The sequence below is a fragment of the Mesorhizobium sp. M6A.T.Ce.TU.002.03.1.1 genome (assembly GCF_003997275.1).
Taxonomy (GTDB): domain Bacteria; phylum Pseudomonadota; class Alphaproteobacteria; order Rhizobiales; family Rhizobiaceae; genus Mesorhizobium; species Mesorhizobium mediterraneum.
Genome location: NZ_RZTI01000106.1, coordinates 4,666 through 21,190, shown reverse-complemented (window position 1 = coordinate 21,190; position 16,525 = coordinate 4,666). Strand labels below are relative to the sequence as shown.

Sequence of the window (16,525 nt, the reverse complement as noted above, 5' to 3'; positions counted from 1 at the left end):
CAATATGCCCACCCGAGGGGCAATCCGCCCTATGGATCATCTTGGCACAGGGTTCTAAACAAGGTTTCAAAAAACCCGGTGAACGAATTCCTTAGGATTTGACCGGCTTCTCATTCCCCTTTTGAATCTTCGAGTCTGGCCGCTTGAGTCTTGCAATCTGGAAAGTATCGGCAATGCGCATGGTTTTTGGTCGGCAGCTTGCGGCGGCGTCGTCGTCCGGTCAGGGTGCGGCGGAGCTTGGCGATCTGCCGGAATGGAATCTCGGCGATCTCTATTCGCGTATGGAAGCCCCCGAGCTGAAGCGCGACATCGCCAAGGCGGCAGCCGATGCCATCAACTTCGAGAGCCGCTGGAAGGGCACGCTCGCCGCAGAGGCGGAACGCGGCGACGGTGGCAGGCTGGGCGAGGCGCTTGCCGCCTATGAGGCGCTGGAGGAACTGATCGGCCGGATCGTCTCCTATGCCGGGCTGATCTATGCCGGCAACACCGCGGATCCGCAGCGCGCCAAGCTCTATGGCGACATTCAGGAGAAGATGACCGACGCCAGCGCGCATCTTCTGTTTTTCGCGCTCGAACTGAACCTCATCGACGATGCCGCGATCGAGACGGCACTTGCTGCCGATCCCGCCTTCGCTCACTACCGGCCGTGGGTGCTCGATCTGCGCATGGACAAACCCTACCAGCTCGAGGATCGGGTCGAGCAACTTTTCCACGAGAAGTCGATTACCGGACGCGGCGCCTGGAACCGCCTGTTCGACGAGACCATGACCGATCTGCGCTTCGACATCGATGGCGAGGAACTGACGCGGGAGCCGGCGCTGAACCGCCTCCAGCACGCCGATGGCGAGGTGCGCCGCCGAGCCTCTGAAGCGCTGGCCGCAACCTTCCGCAAGAATCTGCGCACGTTCACGCTGGTCACCAACACGCTGGCCAAGGACAAGGAGATTTCCGACCGCTGGCGTGGCTTCGAGGACATCGCCGATTCGCGCCATCTCGCCAACCGCGTCGAGCGCAGCGTGGTGGACGCGCTGGCCTCTGCCGTTCGCGACGCTTATCCGCGCCTGTCGCACCGCTACTATGCGATGAAGGCGCGCTGGCTCGGCATGGACGTGATGAACCACTGGGACCGCAATGCGCCGTTGCCGGACACCCCGCAAGCGGTCATCGGTTGGGACGAGGCCAAGAACACGGTGCTTTCCGCCTATCAGCGCTTTTCACCTGAGATGGCGGAGATCGCCCGGGTTTTCTTCGACCGCAACTGGATCGACGCGCCGGTCAGGCCGGGCAAGTCGCCGGGCGCCTTCGCGCATCCGACCGTGCCGTCGGCGCATCCCTATGTTCTGCTCAACTACATGGGCAAGCCGCGCGACGTGATGACGCTGGCGCATGAGCTTGGCCATGGCGTGCACCAGGTGCTGGCCGCAGGCCAGGGCGCGCTGATGGCTTCGACGCCGCTGACGCTGGCCGAGACGGCATCCGTCTTCGGCGAGATGCTGACCTTCCGCTCGCTGCTCGACCAGACCACGGACAAGCGCGAGCGCAAGGCCATGCTCGCCCAGAAGGTCGAGGACATGATCAACACGGTCGTTCGCCAGATCGCTTTCTACGAATTCGAACGCAAGGTGCATGCCGAGCGCAAGAACGGCGAATTGACATCCGACAGGCTCGGCCAGTTCTGGTTGGAAGTGCAGGCGGAAAGCCTCGGGCCGGCGATCAAGCTGCGCGAGGGTTACGAGGTGTTCTGGACCTACATCCCGCACTTCATCCATTCGCCCTTCTACGTCTACGCTTATGCTTTCGGCGACTGCCTGGTGAATTCGCTCTATGCGGTCTATCAGAATGCAGAGCGTGGCTTTCAGGAGAAATATTTTACCATGCTGCGCGCCGGCGGCACCAAGCATCATTCCGAGCTCCTTGCGCCCTTCGGCCTTGACGCCACCGACCCTGCCTTCTGGCAGATCGGACTTGGCGTGATCGGCGGCCTGATCGACGAGCTCGAAGCTTTGGACAATTGATACACAGCGCTGAACATCCGGGGCCGGCAGAACAGTTTAGCCGCAATGCATATTCGGGCCGTTCTATTCTTGCCCTAAATATATGTTCTTAAATAACTCTCCGTGAAATTTTCCGTTAGCTTTCCGGAAGCTGTATGATAGCGTCCCGCCTCAAGCTCAGTCGGGCGCGGGGCTCAGGCCAGGAAAAAATCTCCGGCCGGTCATGGCGCTTCGGCGAATGCGACAGCGGCCGTTGGCCATGGCAGGAAAAGCCGGTCGCCGACAGCTCGATTTAAGCCGGCTGTTCCGCGAACAGCGGAGCCACCATCGAATGGTCCTTGTGCCAAGGTCACCACTCCAGGCCACGGCAGACGGATCGGACTGGAGAGAGAGACAATGGGCACTTTTTTCTACATGCTCCTGGCGTTCTTGGTAGGTGTGTTGGTTGGCTGGTTCATCTGGGGACGCCTGCGTGGCGAGCTCGACAGCCTGCGCGGTGACATGGACCGCACGCGCAGCGAGCGCGACAGGCTGCGCGCCGATGCCGACCGCCTGACCGGTGAGCTGGATGTATGCCGTGGCGCCCGCGCCGACCTGGAGCGCCAGTCGGCCGAGGCACAAGGCGCCAAGACCGGCGCGACAAAGGCAGCAATCCCGGCACCGTCGGCATTGATGTCGACGTCGGCGCCGGCAAAGACCGCGCCGGCCAAATCGACGCCGGCAAAGACCTCGTCCAAGAAACCGGCGGCCGCCAAGGCGGCAGCCGCGCCAGCGGCAAGTGCGTCGAAAGCGGCCGTGTCGAAAACGAGCGCCACAGCCAACAAGGCTGCGCCGGCGGCAAAGAAAGTCACCGCAGGCAAGGCAACAGCGCCAGCGGGCAAGCCCGACAGTCTGCGTCGCTTGATCGGCATCGGCCCGGTCAACGAGCGGAAGCTGCACGGCCTTGGGGTCAGGACCTACGCTCAGATCGCCGCCTGGACGGCGGCGGATATCAAGCGGATCGAAGACGTTCTCCAGTTCGACGGCCGCATCGAGCGTGAGCGCTGGATCGAGCAGGCAAAGCTGCTTGCCGCCGGCGACGAGAAAGAATTCGCGCGCCGCTTCCCAACCGCGGGGACCACGAGCAACACCTGAATTGCCTGCCGGCATCGAGCACATAACAAACTGGCGGCGCCCTCGAGGTGCCGCCGGTTTGCTTTTGCACCAACGCTGCCTTTGCGTCTTGAGACGCCGCTCTCTCGATTGCGCGCGATCGAGCCCCCATATAGAGCGATAGCTTGCGTTATCGATCGCAGCATCCGAGTCCCATGTCCCTGCCCTCTGCAATTTTCCGGAATGACGAGCGCGCGCATCAGCTCGTTTTCGACCGTCCGTCCGGCATCGTCGTAGCGCATGAGGCGGAGGATTTCCTGCCGGCGCTGGAAATTGCGCAGGCCGCGCATGACGCCGGCAAATGGCTGGCCGGATATTTCTCCTACGAGGCCGGCTACCTGCTCGAGCCGAAGCTCGTTCCACTGCTGCCTGGTGGACGCCGCGCCCCGCTTGTCTGCCTGGGGATCTTCGACGCGCCTGTCGAACAGACGGTCGTGCGCAGCCACGCGCCGGCGACCAACGGTCCGATCTTTGACGCAAGGGCTGCCTGGTCTTCAGAAGATTACGCAAAACGCTTTGCGCGGCTACACAATCACATTCGCAAGGGTGATTGCTATCAGGGCAATCTGACCTTTCCGGTTCATGCGCAGTGGTCGGGCGACCCGCTGGCCGCCTTCGATGCGCTGACGGACCGCCAGCCGGTGAAATACGGCGCGCTGATCGCGCTCGGCGATCCGGTCGTTTTGTCGCGTTCGCCGGAACTGTTCTTCGAGATCGATGCCGAAGGCATGATCGAGACCCATCCGATGAAGGGCACCGCCCCGCGCGGCGCGACCAAGGCGGAAGACAAGCGGCTGAAGGCGTTCTTGCTCAATGACGAGAAGAACCAGGCTGAGAACCGGATGATCGTCGATCTGTTGCGCAACGACATCTCGCTGATCAGCGAGGTCGGCACGCTGGAGGTGCCGGAGCTTTTCCGCATTGAGAGCTACCCGACCGTCCACCAGATGGTGAGCCGCGTGCGGGCCAAGCTCTTGCCCGACCTCACCATCCGCCAGATCTTCGCTGCGCTGTTTCCATGCGGATCGATCACCGGCGCCCCAAAAATCCGTGCCATGGAAATCCTGCACGATCTGGAAGGCACGCCGCGCGACGTCTATTGCGGCGCCATCGGCTGGATCGCGCCCGGCGGCACGATGCGCTTTTCGGTAGCGATCCGCACCATATCGCTCTTTTCCAGTGGCGAGGCCGTCTACAATATCGGTGGCGGCGTCGTCTTCGATTCGACGGCCGAGGAGGAGTATCAGGAGTGCCTGCTGAAAGCGCGTTACGCGACGGGAACACCGCCGATTTCGACCTGATCGAAACCATGCGCTGGCAGCCGGGCCAGGGCTTCCTCCGTTTCGACCGCCATTTGGCACGCCTTTACAGCTCGGCAGCCGAACTGGGTTTTGCCTGCGATCCGCAGAAGGTCGGCGAGGTGCTCAGGAACGCCGTCGACCGGCCGGACATAGCCTTGCGCACACGGCTTGTCCTGTCGCGCAGCGGCAAGGTGACGGTCTCGGCGCTGCCTTATGAGCCGCATGCAGCCGACAAGGTGTGGAGACTGCAACTGGCGCGGGTGCGGCTCGATTCGAGCGACACGCTGCTGCGCCACAAGACGAGCCGCCGGGATACCTATCAGCGGGCGCGAGCCGAATATCTGATTAGCCGCGCCGACGAGGTGCTGCTGGCCAACGAGCGTGACGAAATCTGTGAGGGCACGATCACCAATCTCTTTGCCGATTTCGGCGGCGGAGTGCTGGCAACGCCGCGGCTCGATTGCGGCCTGCTGCCTGGCGTGTTGCGTGGCGAATTGCTGGATGAAGGTCGTGCCCGCGAAGCAATCTACACCTTGGATGACTTGAAATCGGCCAAGGCGCTGTTTGTCGGCAATTCGCTGCGCGGATTGATCCCGGCGCGGCTGGGCTGAAACGCAACCGATAAGGCACCGGACGACGCCGATGGCTGTGTCTCGATCATGGCTTTCCCTTGCGCGTCGGGGAAAATGCGTCCGGCCCGGGATAGAGTGGGCCGGACGCGCGGCAGCCGCTTGGGAGGAGCGACTATTCGCCTTCGTGGGTCTGACCGGAGCCGCCGACGGAAACGATGTTGAAGGGTTTGCCTTCGACAGCAATGTCACCGGTCTTCTCGAACGACGTCGCGTCAACGAGATGCAACACACCTTGCAAAGGATCCGTGACCACGATCCTGTCGCCGGCGACCGCGACACGCGGCCTCGGGTCGCTCCAGTGGCCATCCATCGAATAGGGATCGGTCAGCTTGAGTGAGTTTGCGATCTCCCCCTTCACCACGTCGATCTGGTGAAGCTGGCCGTCCTCGGTGAAGACGTAGGCGAACTTCGCACGAACGGGATCGACCGCGAAATGCACGCGGCGCGTTGGAAGGCCGATCAGCCGGAATGCGTCGCTCTCGAGTGTCGGATCGATCAGCACCACCTTGTCGGCACCGTAGTTGCCGAGGAAATATTGCAGGCCTCTGCCGCCGATCAGAGTTGTCGTTTTGCCGTCCGGCAGGCTGTCGGCATAGGGCAGATGGCGGATCGCCGGGGTGCCGTCGCGTTGGGTGACGACAAGCAGGCCGGTCGCACAGGCGAAAGCCAGGATATTGCCGGAAGATGCCTCCCCGTGAAGGTCGGGGCAGGCGTGGATGCCGCCGACCTGCGCGCCAGCTTTGTCAGCGACCCTGATGCCGACCGGGAGTTCGTCCGGCTTTTCCCTGTTCGGCTCCGACAGGAGGACATGGGAGCCATAGGCGACTGCGACGCCGTGCTGCGGCGCGTCCGTCTTCACTTCCCTGAAATCCGATTTGCCTTCCAGGACGGCTTTCTCGGAGATGATACGGGCGACACCTTCGCCGTCGAAAAAAACGGCGAAATCTCCGTCATGCTCGACGAAATGCGACGGCTTCTCGCCTACGATCTCGACGCCGGCAAGCTTCGGCGCTTCGACGTCGATGTCGCCGTGTTCGCCGTGGTCCTCGAAGGAAATGCCGCTCGCGATCCCGGTAACGACGCCGGCCGAGCCCTGCACGGCGAACACGGTCCGGCCGCTTTCGCTGCGATGGAGCGACGCCGGCCCTTTGATCTGGAACGTGTCGAGCTTTCCGCCATTGACCGCATCGATTACGGTCACCTTCGGATCCGCGTGGTCCGAGATAAAGAGGCGCCAGGCGGTTACCTCCTCGGCATGGGCAGCACTTGTTGATACAGACAGAAGCAGCGCGATGGCCGTGGCTGACGCCCAATTTGTGCTCACGATATTCTCCTTGATGTTATTACATAACCGATTGTGGTCAACGAAAAGGCGGATTGCTCCGCCTTTCCATCGTGGCGATCAGCTTGCGAGGATCGCGCCTTTGATCGTCGTGATGTTGTGCCGCATCATCTCGATATAGGTCGCGGCCGGGCCGTTCTCGCCCGACAGGGCGTCGGAGTAGAGTTCACCGCCGACTTTCAGGCCTGTCTCGCTGGCGATCTGCTCGATCAGGCGGGGATTGGTGACGTTTTCCACGAAGATTGCCGAAGCCTTGTCTTGCCTGATCTGTTTGATGAGGGCCGCGACGTCGGCGGCTGAGGCTTCAGATTCGGTGGAGAGGCCCTCCGGCGCGAGGAATTTTATGCCGTATTCGTGCTCAAAATACCCAAAGGCGTCGTGGGAGGTGATGATCGTGCGCTTGCCCTCGGGGATTTCGGCTACAGCAGCCTTGATCTCCTCTTCCAGCGCCTCGATCTGCTCGCCATATGATTCAGCATTGGCCCGATAGGTGTCACAGCCGGCTGCATCGGCGGCACAGAAGGCGTTGGCGATGTTCTTCACATAGACCTCAGCGTTATGCACGGATTGCCATGCATGGGGATCGGACTCGCCGTGATGGTGGTGCGGTTCCTCATGGCCCTCTTCCGCCTCCGCAGCGTGCCCTTCCTCGCCCTTGGCGGCGTTATCGTGATCATGGTGATGCTCTTCCTCGGTGTTGCGCAACACCTCGCCGCCTTTGGTCAATTCCACGATCGGCGCCTTCGTGGCGCTCGCCTCGACGAGACGCTGGAGGAAGCCCTCGAACTGGAGGCCGTTGACCAGCACCACGTCGGCCGAACCAACGGCGGCCGCGTCCGCCGGCTTCGGCTCGTAGACATGGGCGTCACCATTCGGACCGACCAGCGCGATGATGTCGACACGGTCGCCGCCGACATTCCTGGCGAAATCGGCGATGATCGAGAAACTCGCGACAACTTTGAGGTTCTCGGCCGCAGCCACCGACAGGGTGATTGGCAACGATGTTATGACGCCCACCAAGGCGGCAAGCTTCAGCGTCCTGGACATTCGATCAACTCCTTCTGTTCAAGCGGTTCTGTGGGAGACATGCCGGACGCACATGGCAGGCCGGACGATCCCGTCGAGGTGATGCATGGCGGGGGACCGTTGTAGCTCAGCGTCAGGTCTTGAAAGGTCACACAGCCACCATTCGATCCCGCTCTTGACGATCCGTTATGTTATGTTATCACGTTCGTCAACCGAAAACGTTATACTATAACAATTGGTCGCCATTGTGCTCGAAACTGCGTGGAACACGAAGGAACAACGGATGCCTGGACGTAATCAGCAGTTGGTTCTCGACGCGCTGACGCGCTCCGACAGACCGATGGGGGCCTACGAATTGCTTGGGCTCCTTCGCCAGGAAGGACTCCGCTCACCGCTACAGATCTATCGCGCCCTGGATCGGCTCATCGAGGAGGGCCTGATCCACCGGATCGAGAGCCTGAGCGCGTTCGCGCTTTGCGTCCATGGCGAATGCACCCATGGGCGCGCCGCCTTTGCTATCTGCGCGAATTGCGGGCGAGCAAGTGAAGTTCACGATCCGGCATTGGAGCGGGTGCTGCGCCGGATTGCCCGACGGCAGGGCTTCCGAACCAAGTCGGCCACGGTGGAGCTCTCGGGTCTATGCGAGTCTTGCGCGCATGGATGAGATGCCCGTCTTCGTGCTCACCGGTTTTCTCGGCGCCGGCAATGCTCGCCGCATCTTTCGCCGCGCAACTGCTGGCGCTCGACCTTGCCCAACTCGACTAGAAGGGCATGACCGACGAGCGTCACCGGCTGGTCGCTCGGCTCAAGGCGCTGGCGCTGTCCTAAATTGCGGCCAGGCCTAGCAGCAGGATCGCCGACATCGCGGTAAAGACCGTGACATTGACATCCCACCGCCAGCCTGCTGGTCCGAACGGCGGTCGGAATGGCAGGTAGCCGTTCTCGTCATAGAGCACGCCGCCATAGATCGGTCGTGAGAGCATGGCCACGAAGAACGCTCCATACATGGCGGCGCCCAATCCGCCGGCGAGATAGAGCCGCTCGGCTTCGAGTGGCCCTGCAATCCAGATAAGTCCCAGCGCAATCAGCGCGACCCCGGTGTAGCTCAGCACTTGCCAGACGACGTGAAACCGGGCGTGCGGAGTCCACAGCGGATTAGTGGCGTGTGTTGCGTTCAAGTCGGCTTTGATTGTCACCACACCGTAGCCCACCGTCGCAACGCTCAGAAGAATTCGGGCAAGCAGATGACTGTCGTAGGCAAGTTCCATCGCACTTTCCTCCTTCATTGGCGAAATCGATGACGGCACTTCAGCAGTTTGGCGTCCGGACTGCCCTCAACGGGAACCGACGGTACGTCGGGCCGCAGGCCGACGTCCACCTTGCCGGGCAGCGGCGCGGGTAGCGTCATGCCGGAACGGATTGAATGGCGCCTTGGGCACAGAAAAGCTGCCCATCGGCCAGACGTGCATAATTGTGGACGATCCCATTCTCGTGATCCTGCAGCTGCACAATGAAGTTGCCGCTTCGCTCCGTCCAGCTCATGAGCACGAGGTTCGGGCGTACGCTGGTCATGTCGATCTTGACCACCTCGTCAATTTCGGCCGCTCCGATCGACGCCTGCACATGCAATTCCTCAGGCGAGAAAAACGTCAGCCGAGGCACGAACGCGCCGAAAACGCAGTCGAAAGTCTTACCGATAAGCGAGGCTGGAAAAATATTGGTTTCTGCCATGACTCCCTCCACTGGCTTGGCCTTTGTGACCAAGGCTATTTGCAATCTACCGGTGCTTCAGTTGCAAAAAAATGCCATATATACCAATTTGGAGCGCTCCAAGAAAAACGATCTGCCTTTTCCACTTTCGAGTCAACAAAATTCTTGGAGCGCTCCAAATTATGGTCTAACTGAAAGGAAACGAGTGAACCGCCAATGCCAACCCTAGCCGATGTCGGCAAGGCTGCCGGAGTTTCCCGGGGGACTGTTTCCAACGTCTTCAACCGGCCAGAGCTGGTCAGGCCTGAATTGCGCGAGCGCGTCGAAGCGGCCGCGCGGGCGCTCGGGTTTGGCGGCCCCGACCCGAAAGGACGTTTGCTGCGGGACGGCAAGTTCAATGCCATCGGCTTCATGCCGCCTGGCGCCTACGCCATCGCCGAGGTGATGAGAAGCCCCTATGGCCGCGAGCTGGTGCTGGGCGCTTCGCTTGCCTGCGACGAGGCCGGAACGACGCTAAGCCTTGTGAACGGCACCGACAACACGCGCTTCGCCAGCATCCGCGAGGCCCTCGTTGACGGCTTCATCCTTGGTCACAGCGCGGATATCGGTCTCATAACATCGGCACAACGACGGCGCCTGCCCTTCGTCATTCTCGAAAGCGATGCAGGTCCCGACATCAATTCGATAAAGATCGACGGCAGAAGTGGCGCGGTTGCTGCCGTCCGGCATCTGACTGAGCTGGGGCACCGGCATTTTGGCATCTTATCCATACGGAGGACTCCGGGCCCTCCGATCGTCCACATGCCCGGACAGGCAAAGCGCCCGCTTCTGGCCGGCTTCCCGCTCGACGACGAAAGGCTCGACGGTTTCAAGCAGGGTTTGGCGGAGGCGAATTTGTCGATCGACGATGTCCCGATCATCGAGACGACGCCGGGCGATCCGTCTGTTGGAGCAGTGGTGTTCGACAATGTCCCGGAAGCCACCGCAATCCTGACCATGTCGGACTGGCAAGCGATCACAATACTCGACGAGGCGGTTCGGCGCGGCATAGAGGTGCCGGGCCATGTATCGGTCATTGGCTTCGATGGCACTGCTGAATCCGCACGCACCACGCCGCCGCTGACGACTATTGCGCACGACGTGATCGGAAAAGGCAGGCTCGCCGCCCGCATGGTTCTTGACAATGAACCACCCCGCCAAGTCGTTCTGCCTGTGGAACTGGTAGTTCGGGCGTCCACAGCCGCGCCGAGGGCAAAAATCCGCTGAACGGGCGCGCGCGTTGCTGGCGTGGTGCGCACGCCGCGGTTACGCAGCCACTGGCGAGACTGAAGCCTATCCTTGGCGACATTCGCTTATGGTCATCCAAGCGTGACGATCAGTATTTCGCCGTGCTGTGCAAGCGGCTTTGAACGTATGGGCGGATCGAACGGAAGTTACCGCATTTGTGCACGCCGCGAATGGAGCCCGATCCCGAAGGGACGCGTCCGTGCCAAGCGTGAGGCCTTAAGGTGCGGCAAGCCTAGTCCGTTTTTGGTGGCGCTTCGACCGCCCAATCGGGGTCTGCGGCGAAGGGATGGTCGATAAAAAAGGCCCAGGTGCCATCCGGCAGCTTCCGGTGCACCTCCATACCGTGATGATGCACTTCGATCGGCTTGCCATTTTGATCCACGCCTTTGATCAGCCATTGCGATCGCGTCATCGCGAAGTCGCCGGCAATCGTGGTGTGGTGTGTGACGACATCCATATGCGGGTTCATGCCGACGTAGGCGGCCATGGTTTCGCGAATGGCGTCGGCGCCGCGCGCGATCGTTGTGCCACCGTGGACCTGATCCACCTGAACGATTGATGCGGCAGGATGATACATCGCTATTGCTGCACTCACGTCGTGCGCATTGAAGGCGCGTGCCAGCCACAGATTGCAGAGTTCTGGCGAGGGAGCGCCCATGTCGATCTCCTTCCGTGGTTATGTGCTACAAGCTATATTTGTCTTCATGTTTTGCAAAAACACCCGGCAAGAATGAAAGCAGAGCTTGCAGTTTCCGCAAGAACGAGCGGACAGAGGCAATCGGCTTGATGAGGCATCCCGTTGGATTCCGGACTTGGAGGTCTGGCTGTGCTGACTCAAAGACTCTTTGAACTGTCGGACCTGCGCCTGATACGCGCCATCGGAGAGGCCGGCAGCCTGAGTGCGGCGGCCCGCCATTTGGGCGTTGACCACTCAACTGCTTTTCGACGGTTGGGCGCGATGGAAGGGCGTTTGGGAGCACATCTGTTCGAGCGTGCTCGTGATGGATACACGCTCACCCTGGCCGGCGAAATCGCCCTCATTACAGCCACCCGCGTCTTGGACGATCTGACCGATCTTGAGCGCCGCCTGGCTGGCCAGGATTTGCGGCCATCTGGAACAGTAAGGGTGACCACCGCCGACACTTTGGTCGAGCTGCTCGGTCCGATCTTTACCGTATTGGCCCAGGAACGACCGGAGATCATGATCGAACTCATTGTCGACAACTCGTTCTTCACGCTGTCGAAAAGAGACGCCGACATCGCAATCAGGCCGGTTAGCGCACCGCCCGACAACTTGGTCGGAAGGAAACTCGCCAAACTGGCGACTGCGCCATACGCTTCGCCAGCCTATCTGGCGCGGCGCCCCCTTGACGCACCCCTGCCGGACTTCGATTGGATAGGTTTTGAGGAGAGCCTTGCCCATCTCCAGTCGGCGAGATGGCTTAAGCAGAACGTCGCCGAGGATCGGATCGTCCACCGCGCAAATTCGCTCCTGGCCCTGCAGGCCGCCGCACATGCTGGCATGGGGGTCGCCGCGCTACCTTGCTACCTGGCAGATCAGGATCCCGACCTTAGGCGGGTGCGTGGACCTCTGGCGGACATGGAGGCGGCCTTGTGGCTGCTCACCCACCCGGACCTCAGGCGAGTGACCCGGATTCGTACGGTTCTCGACTTCCTGGCCAACCAGCTTGCTCGGCGCAAGACTTTGATCGAAGGACAAGCGCCAAGGGATTGAGCTTCCCGTGGGCGGGGCGTTTGCAGGAGCGGGCGAAATGCCACCCTAATGCAGTCCGGCGTGCGAAGATGAAGCTCCGGACTCCGCGAACATCCGTTCGACCTCATCACGGTTGCCCGGATAGGCTCCCCGCCATTGCGGCCTAACGGACGTCGGTTGCTGCGGAAGCGAGAAAAGCCGATCTTGAGCTTCGCCCATCCACGGTTTCGGCCTTAACCACGTCGCCAACGCAGCGTAGCCGCGGTTGGCGCTTTTCACTGGTTTATGACAATGATCTGTGGTTGTAGCGCGTGGCGGTCGGGCAAAAAAATGCTCCGCTTTGCGTCTGTTTGCCCGGCTTTTCAGCCTATCTGAGGGAGTAATCAATAAATGGCGAATGAAAACTGGCCCGTTTACGGCGAGATCACCGGCCCTGTCGTGATGATCGGCTTCGGCTCGATCGGACGGGGAACGCTGCCGCTGATCGAGCGCCATTTCAAGTTCGACAAGTCGCGCATGACGGTCATCGACCCACGCGATACCGACCGCAAGCTGCTCGACGAGCGCGGCATCACATTCATGCAGGATGCGGTGACAAGGAAAAACTACAAGAAGCTGCTGACGCCGCTGCTGACCAAAGATGGCGGCCAGGGCTTTTGCGTCAACCTGTCGGTCGACACCGGCTCAGTGGATTTGATGCGGCTCTGTCGCAAGCTGGGTGTGCTTTACATCGATACCGTCGTCGAGCCATGGCTCGGCTTCTATTTCGACGCCAAGGCCGACAATGCCAGCCGCAGCAATTACGCGCTGCGTGAATCCATGATCGAAGAAAAGCACGCGCACCCCGGCGGTGCGACCGCAATCTCCACCTGCGGCGCCAATCCCGGCATGGTCTCGTGGTTCGTCAAGCAGGCGCTGGTCAACCTCGCCACCGATCTTGGCCTCGAGTTCTCGGAGCCCGCGCAGCATGATCGCGAAGGCTGGGCGAGGCTGATGAAGAAGGCCGGCGTCAAGGGCATCCACATCGCCGAGCGCGACACCCAGCGCACCAAGAAGCCGAAGCCGATGGATGTGTTCTGGAACACCTGGTCGGTCGAAGGTTTCATCTCGGAAGGGTTGCAACCGGCAGAGCTCGGCTGGGGCACGCATGAGACGTGGATGCCGAAGAACGCCAAGAAGCACAAGCACGGCTCGAAGGCCGCGATCTTTCTGGAGCAGCCGGGCGCCAACACACGCGTGCGCAGTTGGTGCCCGACGCCTGGACCGCAATACGGCTTCCTGGTGACGCACAACGAGTCGATTTCGATCGCCGACTTCTTCACCCTGCGCGGTAAGAAGGGCAAGGTTCAATATCGCCCGACCTGCCACTACGCCTACCACCCCTGCAACGACGCCGTGCTGTCGCTGCACGAGATGTTCGGCGCCGCCGGCAAGGCGCAAGCCGTGCATCACGTGCTCGACGAAAATGAACTGGTCGACGGTGTCGACGAGCTCGGCGTGCTACTCTACGGCCACGATAAGAACGCCTATTGGTACGGCTCGCAACTGTCGCTGGCGGAAGCGCGCAAGCTGGCGCCTTATCAGAACGCCACGGGCATGCAGGTCACGTCTGCGGTGCTGGCGGGCATGGTCTGGGCGCTGGAAAATCCCGAGGCTGGCATCGTCGAGGCCGACGAGATGGACTACAGGCGCTGCCTGGAAGTGCAGTCCCCCTATCTCGGGCCGATCAAGGGCTACTACACCGACTGGACGCCGCTCGATAACCGCCCTGGTCTGTTTCCGGAAGACCTCGACAAAAACGACCCATGGCAATTCCGCAACATCCTCGTTCGATAGTGCAACATCCTCATTCGATAGCGATGCCTCACTACCTTGCAATCGCCTGGAAATCGGGCGATTGAAGGAAGGCGACCTAGCGCGACGTGCGTCCATTTGGGCGCAAAAAGTATGCTCTAGTGCTTTGAATGTGCGCATCGTGCGTTCCGAAAACCGGATCGATTTTCGGGCCGATGCGAGAGGAGAGGATCTTGATGATGACGATTGCGCGCAAACTGCTTTCGGCCGGCATTGTCGCGGCCGCTGCCGCCTTGGCGGCATGCACCACCGCCGGCCCGGGCGGGCCGCCATTGGCCGCACGGAGCCCGGTCGAAGGCTCATGGATCGATGCGCAAGGCACGGGCCTGTCGACCTTCGCCGGCGGTGGCTTCAACACCGTCGCGACCGACACCGGCCAGAAACTTGCCGACGGTAGCTACACGATGACCGGCGGCACTTCGGTCGAGATCAAAGGCACTTCGCTGATCCGCCAGACGCCCATCAGCTTCAACTGCTTGTTGATCTCCACCTCGCAGCTCAATTGCACCAGCGCGAGCGGGCAGAATTTTGTGCTGACGCGGCGCACCTGAGCCCACACTGAACTGCTTTTGCAAAGGACGGCGGCCTCAGGCCGCCGTCTTTTTTGCGCCGGCAAAGCTGACCCCGATTCTGCTTGCATCGGCCGAAACGCGATGTGAACATGGCAAAAAAGCTGGCTGTTATGTTGCAGTCAAGCAAGGGCGTTAAACAGGTCATCGGGGAGACGAAAATGAAGAAGATCGCCGCCATTGCCGCCCTTTCGGCCTCCGCGCTTGGTCTGTCGGCCGGCGTGTCCTTTGCCGACTACACACTGAACATCCTGCACATCAACGACTGGCACAGCCGCATCGAAAGCAACAATAAATATGAATCGACCTGCTCGGCCGAAGAGGAGACCAAGGGCGAGTGCATCGGCGGCGCGGCGCGGCTGATCACGGCGATCGCCCAGGAGCGCAAGAAGCTGGAAGGCCAGAACGTGCTGCTGCTCAGCGCCGGCGATAATTTCCAGGGCTCGCTCTTCTACATAACCTACAAGGGCAAGACCGAAGGCGAATTCCTCAACCAGATGAAATTCGACGCCATGGGGGTCGGCAATCACGAGTTCGACGACGGCGAGGCGGCGCTTGCGCCGTTCCTCGATATGATCCAGATTCCGGTGCTCGGCGCCAATGTGAAGGCCAACGCGCAATCCAAACTCGGTGACCGCGTAAAGCCGTCGATCGTCATCGAGGTCGGCGGTCAGAAGATCGGCATCGTCGGCGCGGTCACCAACGACACGCCGGAGCTCGCTTCGCCAGGCCCTAACGTCAAGATCGAAGACGACGTCAAGTCGATCACATCAGAGGTCGAAAAACTGAAGGGAGAAGGCGTCAACAAGATCATCGCGGTCACCCATATCGGTTACAAGCGCGAGCGCGACGTCATCGCCAAGATCCCGGGTGTCGACGTGGTGGTCGGCGGCCACAGTCACTCGCTGCTGTCCAACACCGACCCCAAGGCTGAAGGCCCCTACCCGACGATGGTCGACAATCCGGACGGCTACCAAGTGCCGGTCGTCCAGGCGGCGTCCTATTCGAAATATCTCGGCGAATTCAAGGTCGTGTTCGACGACAACGGCATCGTCAAGCAAGCCAGTGGTGACCCGATCTACCTCGACAAGTTGATCACGCCTGATCCCGCCGTGCTTGCCCGCATTAAAGAACTCGGCGCGCCGATCGAGGCGTTGAAGAACCAGGAGGTCGCCGAAACCACCAAGGCGATCGACGGCAGCCGTGAGAATTGCCGCACCCGCGAGTGCGAGATGGGCAACCTCGTCTCCGATGCCGTCCTCGACCGCGTCAAGGACCAGGGCGTCGAGATCGTCATCTCGAATGGCGGCGGTCTGCGCGCCTCGATCGATCAGGGCACCGTCACCATGGGCGAAGTGCTGAACGTGCTGCCATTCCAGAACACATTGGCGACCTTCCAGATTTCCGGCAAGGATCTGGTTGCCGGGCTCGAGAACGGTCTCAGCCAGATCGAGGACGGTGCCGGACGCTTCCCGCAGGTTGCCGGCCTGAAGTATTCATTCGACAAATCGGCCGCCCCGAATGCCGGGCGCGTCAAGTCGGTCGAGGTCATGGAAGGCGGCGCGTGGACCCCGATCAATCCAGACAAGGATTACCTAGTCGCCACCAACAACTATGTGCGCCAGGGCGGCGACGGCTACAAGGTGTTCGCCGACAAGGCCAAGAACGCCTATGATTACGGTCCGGGCCTCGAACAGGTGGTCGCCGATTATCTCAGCGCGCATCGGCCCTATACGCCGAAGCTCGATGGCCGCATCACCGAGGCCGCGGTGGCCGCCGCTGCGGAACCGGCCAAGCCGGCCGAGGCTGCGCCCGCACCGGCCGAGCCCGCAAAACCGTCAGAAACGGCTCCAGCCGCAACTGCGGAGCCGGCGATGCCCGAACCCCCGGCGGGTTCAAGCGACATCGCCACGACGCCACCGGGGGTCCCGGCGGAACCCGCCC

At 61.4% G+C, this 16,525-nt stretch carries 15 protein-coding genes; 10 read left to right on the top strand and 5 right to left on the bottom strand.

The features are described 5' to 3' along the window. Positions 1-173: 173 nt before the first annotated feature. From EOC93_RS25035 to EOC93_RS25020, 4 genes are all read left to right on the top strand, one after another. On the top strand, positions 174-2,015 hold the full coding sequence (locus EOC93_RS25035; RefSeq protein ID WP_164759269.1) for a M3 family oligoendopeptidase: 1,842 nt from the start codon (positions 174-176) through the stop codon (positions 2,013-2,015). Between the two features lie 375 nt (positions 2,016-2,390). Then, positions 2,391-3,128, top strand: a complete 738-nt coding sequence (locus EOC93_RS25030) for a proton-conducting membrane transporter (protein ID WP_127205939.1) — start codon at positions 2,391-2,393, stop codon at positions 3,126-3,128. A gap of 173 nt (positions 3,129-3,301) precedes the next feature. Further along, complete coding sequence (locus EOC93_RS25025) at positions 3,302-4,447, top strand: aminodeoxychorismate synthase component I (protein ID WP_127205938.1); 1,146 nt, start codon at positions 3,302-3,304, stop codon at positions 4,445-4,447. Next, positions 4,396-5,058, top strand: a complete 663-nt coding sequence (locus tag EOC93_RS25020; protein ID WP_127205937.1) for an aminotransferase class IV family protein — start codon at positions 4,396-4,398, stop codon at positions 5,056-5,058. The genes EOC93_RS25025 and EOC93_RS25020 overlap by 52 nt, the downstream gene beginning before the upstream one ends. Positions 5,059-5,191: 133 nt before the next feature. On the opposite strand, the gene aztD is transcribed toward EOC93_RS25020, so the two are convergent. After that, on the bottom strand, positions 5,192-6,403 hold the full coding sequence (aztD, locus tag EOC93_RS25015; RefSeq protein WP_245461536.1) for a zinc metallochaperone AztD: 1,212 nt from the start codon (positions 6,401-6,403) through the stop codon (positions 5,192-5,194). A gap of 78 nt (positions 6,404-6,481) precedes the next feature. After that, positions 6,482-7,468 (bottom strand): zinc ABC transporter substrate-binding protein AztC, encoded by a 987-nt coding sequence (gene aztC / locus EOC93_RS25010; RefSeq protein ID WP_126105132.1) that lies wholly within the window; start codon positions 7,466-7,468, stop codon positions 6,482-6,484. Between the two features lie 262 nt (positions 7,469-7,730). On the opposite strand from aztC, the gene EOC93_RS25005 reads away from it, so the two are divergent. Then, complete coding sequence (locus tag EOC93_RS25005; protein WP_095484236.1) at positions 7,731-8,111, top strand: Fur family transcriptional regulator; 381 nt, start codon at positions 7,731-7,733, stop codon at positions 8,109-8,111. Positions 8,112-8,271: 160 nt separating this feature from the next. On the opposite strand, the gene EOC93_RS25000 is transcribed toward EOC93_RS25005, so the two are convergent. Next, complete coding sequence (locus EOC93_RS25000) at positions 8,272-8,715, bottom strand: DUF6640 family protein (RefSeq protein ID WP_127205935.1); 444 nt, start codon at positions 8,713-8,715, stop codon at positions 8,272-8,274. 136 nt (positions 8,716-8,851) lie between these two features. Further along, positions 8,852-9,178: a hypothetical protein gene (locus EOC93_RS24995; RefSeq protein WP_095484075.1), complete on the bottom strand. Its 327-nt coding sequence runs from the start codon at positions 9,176-9,178 to the stop codon at positions 8,852-8,854. Positions 9,179-9,373: 195 nt separating this feature from the next. On the opposite strand from EOC93_RS24995, the gene EOC93_RS24990 reads away from it, so the two are divergent. Continuing rightward, complete coding sequence (locus tag EOC93_RS24990; protein ID WP_127205934.1) at positions 9,374-10,423, top strand: LacI family DNA-binding transcriptional regulator; 1,050 nt, start codon at positions 9,374-9,376, stop codon at positions 10,421-10,423. Between the two features lie 253 nt (positions 10,424-10,676). Here the strand turns inward: EOC93_RS24990 and EOC93_RS24985 are convergent, their stop codons facing one another. Then, the gene (locus EOC93_RS24985) at positions 10,677-11,102 is read right to left on the bottom strand and encodes a nuclear transport factor 2 family protein (protein WP_127205933.1); all 426 of its coding nucleotides are present in this window, start codon (positions 11,100-11,102) and stop codon (positions 10,677-10,679) included. 168 nt (positions 11,103-11,270) lie between these two features. On the opposite strand from EOC93_RS24985, the gene EOC93_RS24980 reads away from it, so the two are divergent. The 4 genes from EOC93_RS24980 to EOC93_RS24965 all read left to right on the top strand — a co-directional run. Beyond that, positions 11,271-12,179 carry a LysR family transcriptional regulator gene (locus EOC93_RS24980; RefSeq protein WP_127205932.1) on the top strand — a complete coding sequence of 303 codons (909 nt, stop codon included), beginning with the start codon at positions 11,271-11,273 and terminating at the stop codon, positions 12,177-12,179. A gap of 369 nt (positions 12,180-12,548) precedes the next feature. After that, positions 12,549-13,994, top strand: coding sequence for a homospermidine synthase (locus EOC93_RS24975; RefSeq protein WP_095484071.1), 1,446 nt, complete (start codon positions 12,549-12,551; stop codon positions 13,992-13,994). A 197-nt stretch (positions 13,995-14,191) separates the two neighbouring features. Further along, the gene (locus tag EOC93_RS24970) at positions 14,192-14,563 is read left to right on the top strand and encodes a hypothetical protein (protein ID WP_095484234.1); all 372 of its coding nucleotides are present in this window, start codon (positions 14,192-14,194) and stop codon (positions 14,561-14,563) included. 179 nt (positions 14,564-14,742) lie between these two features. Next, the coding region (locus EOC93_RS24965) for a bifunctional UDP-sugar hydrolase/5'-nucleotidase (RefSeq protein ID WP_245461535.1) at positions 14,743-16,525 on the top strand (1,783 nt) is incomplete at its 3' end.